Source organism: Vibrio sp. 10N.261.51.C6 (assembly GCF_041471785.1).
Lineage (GTDB): Bacteria > Pseudomonadota > Gammaproteobacteria > Enterobacterales > Vibrionaceae > Vibrio > Vibrio crassostreae_C.
The window spans coordinates 1-1,901 of sequence record NZ_JBFRPB010000128.1; the positions used below are offsets into that span (position 1 = coordinate 1).

2 protein-coding genes are annotated in these 1,901 nt (G+C 46.8%); both read right to left on the reverse strand.

Going from position 1 to position 1,901, the window contains the following annotated elements; all coding sequences use genetic code 11:
- Window positions 1-78: 78 nt before the first annotated feature.
- Entirely contained in the window at window positions 79-1,017 is a 939-nt protein-coding gene (locus tag AB4375_RS21455; protein WP_372052490.1) for a reverse transcriptase domain-containing protein, read from the reverse strand.
- A 21-nt stretch (window positions 1,018-1,038) separates the two neighbouring features.
- Window positions 1,039-1,404, reverse strand: coding sequence for a hypothetical protein (locus AB4375_RS21460; RefSeq protein ID WP_372052491.1), 366 nt, complete (start codon window positions 1,402-1,404; stop codon window positions 1,039-1,041).
- Between the last annotated feature and the right edge of the window lie 497 nt (window positions 1,405-1,901).

Consider the following 1,901-nt stretch of genomic DNA (forward strand, 5'->3'; position numbering starts at 1 on the left):
TGGTGAGTAGACCGCAGGAACTCCCCCTGCAGCCTCTCGCAAAACGGTACGTGAACCTCTCAGTTCATACCGCTTCCATTAGGCAAACGATCCTCTCATTCCATGCCTCCAATGGGCAAACAACCACGGATTCTGCTTAGCTATCCTTTCCAAGAACAGCGTTGCTCGAGTCTTATGGCGACGAAGTTTTTTGTATTTGCGTCTCGCCCACCTAATCAGAGCTTTGTTGATGTGTCTAAACACTGGGTATAGCGACGACCGATAGTACTTACCATAGTACCCAATCCAGCCATTTATCATTGGATTTAACCAACCTGATATCTGTGCGATGTTGAGATCTGTTCGGCTTCGTACCTTCAGCGTTTTAATTCTCCGCCTCATCGCTTTCAAAGCAACCTTACTCACCGCTGGCGTGAAGCTTACAAACATACTGTTTCGCTTGGTATTCTTCACTAATCGACGCCTGAATGTATATCCAAGAAAGTCGAAGCTTGTGTGTTCATGGTTTCCTTTTCGGCTTCCGTCTTTGCAGTAAACTATTTTGGTCTTTTCTGGATGCAACTCTAGACCACACTCAGCACAGCGCTCTCTCAGTACCTCTAGCAAGTGTTCGGCTTCTTCTTTGCTTTTGCAATGAACCAGCCCATCATCCGCATATCGACACCAAGGTATACCGCGGTAATGCTTGTGTAACCATTTATCGAAGACATAATGTAAAAAGAGATTGGCGAGAACAGGACTGATTACCCCTCCTTGAGGTGTTCCCATATCCCTTGCTTTCAACTCTCCATCTGGCATTTTCATCGGTGCTGTTAACCAACGTTTGATATATAACCTTACCCACTTTTCTGTGCAGTGTTTATCGACTGCTTTCATCAGTAGGTCGTGCGGTATTTTATCAAACAATGCCCTAATATCGAACTCAAGGCACCAGTCATAGTCCCAACACCGTCTTCGAGTTACACCTATAGCATCTAGAGCCGATTTCTTTGGTCTGTATCCATACGAATCTGGCAAGAAGTGCGGTTCTACTTGGGGTTAAAATGTCAGTTTGACCACCATCTGTGCGATGCGGTCACTGACGGTTGGTATACCAAGTATCCTCTCGCCTCCGGCTTTCTTTGGAATGGCTACAGCCAGTACTGGCGGAGGGAAGTAGGTTCCCGATGCCAATCGGTTCCAAATTTTATAGAGATTTCCTTTTAAGTTCCTGTCAAATTCGGCCAGTGTTTCATTATCAACCCCTGCCGCGCCTGCATTTGCTTTCACCAACTTGTATGCGTTGACTACTTGCCATTTTGAAATGTTGAATTGTTTTGTCTTAACCTCTGCCTCCTCCTGACTTATTGTCAGTTGGGCAGAACTTAACGACGGCCTAACGCTACCCCTTCGCTCCACAACCATTACAGCTGTTTCCTCACTACTACAGATAGCTCCGTCCCAGTGCTGTGCATCGGTACTCTAATACTCGCCAATTCAGTGGCTTGTATGTCTTCCTTAGGCATCACAACGACTGGTTCCCGCAGTTCCCAAAAAGAGCCTGATATAGATTCACGCCCACTATACGCCGGACACCGTCTATGCAGCATTCGGAGTTTACTCATAGACTTATCCCAAGAGATAGAAACGCCCTTGGTTTTGATGTCAATCTCTGGATTACGACGCGTCCACATGGGTTCGGGTTAACTCGTCTCTCTATATCGTACCTGCCGAACTTTCGTTCGCACTTTGACTCCAACGCTCATGACCATAGCTCTTAACTACAGCCACTTGGAGTGGTTTGAAGCCAGCTTCCGACAGCAGACTTCGGTGGGCCTACCACCATCTCTTCCTGAGCTTATGCCTTAAGTCATAGCATCTCCTTATGCTGCTAACTTCAGTGCCTGCGGCACACTTTCAAT

Coding starts and splice junctions, on each gene's coding strand:
- AB4375_RS21460 (WP_372052491.1), bottom strand. CDS start 1,404: ATGGTTGTGGAGCGAAGGGGTAGCGTTAGGCCGTCGTTAAGTTCTGCC.